The organism is Stackebrandtia sp. (genome assembly GCF_035643755.1).
Classification (GTDB): Bacteria; Actinomycetota; Actinomycetes; order Mycobacteriales; family Micromonosporaceae; genus Stackebrandtia.
On the sequence record NZ_DASQPW010000233.1, the window covers coordinates 1 to 5,305 of the forward strand.

Annotated in this window: 7 protein-coding genes; 5 read left to right on the forward strand and 2 right to left on the reverse strand. The window is 68.6% G+C overall.

Annotated elements, in window-relative coordinates; all coding sequences use genetic code 11:
- The 4 genes from VE172_RS18210 to VE172_RS18225 form a co-directional block, all read left to right on the forward strand.
- Positions 1-255 (forward strand): hypothetical protein (locus VE172_RS18210; protein ID WP_324803383.1); only part of this gene is annotated, 255 nt, incomplete at its 5' end.
- 13 nt (positions 256-268) lie between these two features.
- On the forward strand, positions 269-634 hold the full coding sequence (locus VE172_RS18215; RefSeq protein ID WP_324803384.1) for a hypothetical protein: 366 nt from the start codon (positions 269-271) through the stop codon (positions 632-634).
- A 10-nt stretch (positions 635-644) separates the two neighbouring features.
- Positions 645-1,466, forward strand: a complete 822-nt coding sequence (locus VE172_RS18220; protein WP_324803385.1) for a WXG100 family type VII secretion target — start codon at positions 645-647, stop codon at positions 1,464-1,466.
- A 32-nt stretch (positions 1,467-1,498) separates the two neighbouring features.
- Positions 1,499-1,885, forward strand: a complete 387-nt coding sequence (locus tag VE172_RS18225) for a YbaB/EbfC family nucleoid-associated protein (RefSeq protein ID WP_324803386.1) — start codon at positions 1,499-1,501, stop codon at positions 1,883-1,885.
- A 2-nt stretch (positions 1,886-1,887) separates the two neighbouring features.
- Here the strand turns inward: VE172_RS18225 and VE172_RS18230 are convergent, their stop codons facing one another.
- Together VE172_RS18230 and VE172_RS18235 are read right to left on the reverse strand one after the other, a co-directional pair.
- Positions 1,888-3,807: a serine/threonine protein kinase gene (locus VE172_RS18230; RefSeq protein WP_324803387.1), complete on the reverse strand. Its 1,920-nt coding sequence runs from the start codon at positions 3,805-3,807 to the stop codon at positions 1,888-1,890.
- 166 nt (positions 3,808-3,973) lie between these two features.
- Positions 3,974-4,855: a helix-turn-helix domain-containing protein gene (locus tag VE172_RS18235; RefSeq protein WP_324803388.1), complete on the reverse strand. Its 882-nt coding sequence runs from the start codon at positions 4,853-4,855 to the stop codon at positions 3,974-3,976.
- 130 nt (positions 4,856-4,985) lie between these two features.
- Between VE172_RS18235 and VE172_RS18240 the strand changes: the two genes are divergently transcribed.
- On the forward strand, positions 4,986-5,305 hold a 320-nt coding region (locus tag VE172_RS18240; RefSeq protein ID WP_324803389.1), incomplete at its 3' end, for an aldo/keto reductase.

Consider the following 5,305-nt stretch of genomic DNA (forward strand, 5'->3'; position numbering starts at 1 on the left):
GTCCGCGCGGCGCGAACGGCGCCGCCCGTCGAGGAACCCACCGCCGCGAATGCCTGGGGCCGAACGGTTCCCGTCGATCGCGAGGTCCTCCCGTCGGTGGTGCGGGGGTCCGCGACCACCCGCGCCGCGTCGCGCCCCTTCACCCGCTCGCCGCGGCGCCGCCACGGCGGCGACGAACCCAACCGCTCGGTGATCCGCGGCCCCAAGCCAGGACCCGAAACCGAACCCGACGACCACGTGACCGTCAACTTCTGAAGGACCGTCCACCATGAACGACCTGTCCGCCGACCTGAAGACCCTGCGGGACTTCGCCGACACCTGCGACGACTTCGCCTCCGACATCACCCACTACAAGACCCACACCATCGACGGATCGATGAAGCTGCCCGAGGACGTCTGGGGCGACTACAAGGGACGCTCCACCAGCCTTCCCGTCCTGCACGAACTGTTGGACCGCATGAAGACCTTCGGCGCCAGTTATGACAAGGCCCGCGCCAAGACGGGCGGGCGGCTCAGCGCCGACGCCCACTCCCTCACCTCCGTCGCCCACGACCTGCGCGGCCTGGCCACCGACCTGGAAACCACCGACACGACCAACGCGCGCGACATTGACGCCGCCAGGCCCCCGCGATAGGAGCACCCCCATGGGTATCACCGACACCCTCGGCGACATCAAAGACGACGTCTCCGGCACCGTCCACACCGTCACGCACAAGGCCAAGGGCGTTGTGCACTCCGTGGAGCACAAGGGATCAAGCGCCCTTCACTCCATCGAACACAAGGCGTCCGATGTGCTCGACGACGTCGAGAACCTCGCCGGCGACGTCAAGTCGACCGTGTCCAAGGCGCTGAAGGCGCTGGCGGGCCTGCCCACCAGCGAGGAGATCAACGCCATCATCGCCGCGATCCTGTCGGTCGACACCGACGCGCTCGACAAGGTGGGCGGCAAGTGGAAGAAGGACGCGGGCGTCGTCGAGGGCTGGGGCGAGGACCTCTACACCGCCTACGACTCCACGGTGGACGACGCCTGGACGGGCGACAGCAAGCGCGCCTTCGACCAGTACATGCGCGCGTTCAAGGCCGAACTGGACGGCGGCAAGAACGGTGGCGCCGAGGAGGACCGCTTCCGCGACCTCGGGGACGCCCTGAAGACCCTGGCCGACAAGTGGGAGTTCAGCGCGGTCGAGCTCATCGGGATCATTCTCACCACGGTGTCGGTCATGGTGACCGTCGCGGGTCTGGTCGCCGCGTGCGCCACGGGGGTCGGCATTCCCGCCGCGATCTTCGGCGGTGTCCTGGAATTCGCGGGCGTCATGCAGCTGTGCATGTCCGAGCTCCAGCCCCGCCTGGATGCCATGAAGGACACCGATTCCCCGATGTCCAAGGCCAGCGCCGACTCCCGCCTGGCCGACCGCCTGCCCGACTTTCCGTCCGACGCGGCGGGCTGGAAGCCCATCGTGGCATGACCATCGACCGATTGCTCCATTAAGGAAATCCGATGCTTCCCCACAACGCCGCCCGCCTGGAACACATGACCGAGGTCTTCGAAGATCTCACCCGCAGGGCGCGCGACCTGAACCGCCGCACCACCCAGGCCACCGCCAGCGCCGACAGTCCCAAGCGAGAGGTCAGCGTGACCGTCGGCTTCGGCGGGGCACTGACCAAAGTGGAGTTCGACCCCGACGCGTACCGCCGCCTGTCGCCGCGCGAGATGGCCGACCTCATCCAGCAGGCCGCCACCGCCGCCACCACCGCGCTCAACGATCGGGTGGCGCAGGCGCACCGACAGCTGTACGGGGAGCAGTTCGACCTGTTCGGTCTGGAGCGCGGCGAGGTCGACCCCGTGAAGCTGCTCCGCGACACCTCGGCGCGCCTGTTCGCGTGACCTCACTGGCTATACCAGCGCCAGCACACCGTATACGCCAGCTCGGGGAAGTCCTGTGGCTCCCAAGTGGTCCAGCCGTCGTTGCCGCAGAACGACTTGTCGTTGTAGGTGCTGGTGCGCCCCGACACGATGACGTTGGCGCTGGAGCAGTCGGAGAACGTGAACGTGGCGCTGGAGTTGTCGCCGCTCTTGATCATGCAGTTGTTCTGCTTGGCGTGGCCCGCGTCGTCGGGGTAGTTCATCGTCAGGCACAGCACCAGTGACGTGTCCCCGTACGAATACGAGTACGAGTAGTCGATCATGTCCTGGCCCGTGCACTGATCGAGATCGGTGGAATCGTCGATGCGATCGGCGACGGTGAAGTTGCCCGTCTGGCAGCCCTGGATGTCCCAGTTCGCGCCGTACGACTCGTCGGGCCCGTAGACGCAGGTGCCGTCGGTGGCATCGACGATGTCGTCGAGATCCGCCGACGGGTCGTCGCTGGTCTCGTAACCGGGATCGTCGGAGTCGTCGTACGTCGGGTCGTCGTAGCCCGACGTCGAGGAGGACGACGACGAACCGTCGCCCGCGGAGTCGTCGCCGTGGTTGCCCGCCACGATGGCGATGATCACCACCACGAGAACCGCCAGCACCGCCAACGCCGAGGTCGCGACGATCGCGGGGGACATCGGGGACGACGACGCGGGCGTCGGGGGAAACATCGGCGGAGGCGGGGGCGGGCTCGTCGGGGCCTCGGCGGCCGTCGGGCCGTAGGGAGGCGGCCCCGCGTCGGAGGACGGGCCTGCCTCGGAGGGCGGACCCGCGTCGAAGGACGGGCCTGCCTCGGAGGACAGGCCCGCGTTGGAGGGCGGACCCGATGCGGGCTCGGCAAAGGCGGGACCAGCCGACGGTATCGCCCATGGCGCTTTGGGGCCGAGCTTCGCGGTCTCGGTGGCGTCAGCGGGCGGACCCGATGCGGACTCGGCGAAGGCGGGACCAGCCGACGGAATGGTCCACGGCGCATCGGGGCCGAGCTTCGCGGTCTCGGCGGGGTCGGGCAGCAACCGCGCCACGGCGGCGCGCTGGGTCGCGATCTCCTCGTGCACCGCGTCGGGCCAGACACGCCCCGCCTCGGGCAACCGCCCGATCAGGTCGACGACCTGCGCGGCGGTCGGCCGATCGGCGGGATCCTTGGCCCAGCACGGTTCCACGATGCCGCGCAGCCGCGTGCTGAGCACGCCCAGGTCGGGCTCGTTTTGCACCACGTTGAACAGCATCTGCGGGGCGCTGGGCCCGTTGAACGGGTTGGATCCCGTGTGGACCGTGTACAGCACCGTCGCCAGGGAGAACAGGTCGCTGGCGACGGTGAGCGTCTCGCCGCGCGCGTGCTCGGGCGACATGAACGCGGGCGAGCCCACCAGCCAGGACGTGTGCGTGATGGTGCTGGAGCCGTCGCTTTCGGCGGCGCGGGCGATCCCGAAGTCGATCAGCCGCGGGCGCTCGTCGTCCAGCATCACGTTGGACGGCTTGACATCGCGGTGGATCAGGCCCGTGCGGTGAATGTCGGACAGCGCCAGCGCCAAGCCCCGGGCCAGGCGCAGGCTGGCGTCCTCGGGCTCGGCGGGGATCGTGCGGGCCTCGATGACGGAGTCCAGGGTGGGCCCGTAGACGAACTCCGAGGCCAGCCACGGCAGCTCGGCGTCCACATCGGAATCAACGACGGCCGCGGTGTACGGACTCGACACCCCGCGCGAGGCGGTCACCTCGTTGCGGAAGCGGGCGCGAAACTCGGTGTCGTCCAGGAACTGCGGCCGCACCTGCTTGAGCGCCACCAGTTTCCCGCCGTCGCCGACGGCCAGGTAGACCACGCCCATGCCGCCGCGGCCCAGCTCCGCCAGCAGCAGGTAGGGCCCGAGCCGACGCGGCTCGTCGAGCGGGTTCATGACCGCCCCCGACACCCGCTCGACTCATTGACATGAATATTATTCGGATTCGAAGGGGGCATGACGGATCCTGTCGGGCAAGAGGGCTGGGGCGGGCTTCAACAGTAAATGGCGTTGCCGGAAATTCGCTGTCGCAGATGAGACATTACCCAAGTACGCCCACGCCTCACGAATCCGACATGGACTCCACGCCCCGCGGCACCCCGTGGGTCTCCTCCGCCAACGAGCGCAACAACACCAGCTTCTCGGCGTCCGCGCTGCCCGCCGCCGCCGAATAGGTGATCAGGCTGACACCCTCGTTCCCCGCCTGCGCGAACGACTCCCAGTTCAACGCGATCTCACCCACCAGCGGATTGCGGAACACCTTGACGCCGCCCTGCTTCCCCTTCACGTGATGCATGGACCACAGTCGACGAAACTCGTCACTGTGGATGCTCAGCTCCCCGATCAACTCCACCGCCCGCGGATGCTCCGGATCCAACGCCACCGCCGCCCGCAACCACGGCACCGACTCCGCCGCGACGCCCCGCCAGTCGACGAACAGCTCCCGCGCCAGCGGACTGAGAAACAACTCCCGCAACGTATTGACCGTCCCCGACGGCGCGTCCAGCAGGCCCCCGTACAAGGCCGACGCCAAACGGTTGCACCCCAACAGATCCAAGTGCGGCGTCATCGCCAACGCGGGAATCCCGTCCATCGCGTCCAACAACTGCCGCAACCCGTCCGACACGACGGGACGCACCACGCGACGCTTCCTGCGCGCCCGCACCGCCCGCGCCAACGCGTGCAGATGACACCGCCCGTGGTTGTCCAGCCGCAACGCCCGGGCCAGCGCGTCCAACACCTCCTCCGACGGATGCGTGTCGCGCCCCTGTTCCAACCGCGTGTAATAGTCCAGGCTCACCCCCGCCAACAACGACAACTCCTCGCGCCGCAACCCCGGCACCCGCCGCGAACGCCCCGGCGGCAGCCCCACCTGCTCGGGGGTCAACTGCGAACGGCGGGCCCGCAAGAACTCGGCCAGCGTGGTCACCTCGGTCGACGTCATGCCCCCATTGTGACCGCCCCCGCGCGCCGAAGGTAGCCCTGCCAACCATAGGAACAACGGGGACAACCAAGCACCCCGCGCCGCGGCAACCATGGGATTCACCACCGAACATCAATCGAAAGGCCAACCCATGTCCGCCACCACATCCCTGGACACCTACCGCCTCCTGGGCGCCTCGGGCCTGCGCGTCTCGCCGCTGTCCCTGGGCACCATGACCTTCGGCGAGGACTGGGGCTGGGGCGCCGACCGCGACGAATCCCGCCGCATCTTCGACGCCTACGTCGACGCCGGCGGCAACTTCATCGACACCGCCAACGTCTACACCAACGGCTCCTCCGAGGAGCTGGTCGGCGAGTTCGCCGAGACCAAGCGCGACCGCCTGGTGATCGCCACCAAGTACACCAACGCCACCGTCCCCGGCGACCCCAACTCCACGGGCAACCACCGCAA

Bases quoted from the DNA above. Each gene is read 5' to 3' on its own strand.
- VE172_RS18230 (WP_324803387.1), bottom strand. From the start codon at position 3,807: ATGAACCCGCTCGACGAGCCGCGTCGGCTCGGGCCCTACCTGCTGCTG.
- VE172_RS18225 (WP_324803386.1), top strand. From the start codon at position 1,499: ATGCTTCCCCACAACGCCGCCCGCCTGGAACACATGACCGAGGTCTTC.
- VE172_RS18215 (WP_324803384.1), top strand. From the start codon at position 269: ATGAACGACCTGTCCGCCGACCTGAAGACCCTGCGGGACTTCGCCGAC.
- VE172_RS18235 (WP_324803388.1), bottom strand. From the start codon at position 4,855: ATGACGTCGACCGAGGTGACCACGCTGGCCGAGTTCTTGCGGGCCCGC.
- VE172_RS18220 (WP_324803385.1), top strand. From the start codon at position 645: ATGGGTATCACCGACACCCTCGGCGACATCAAAGACGACGTCTCCGGC.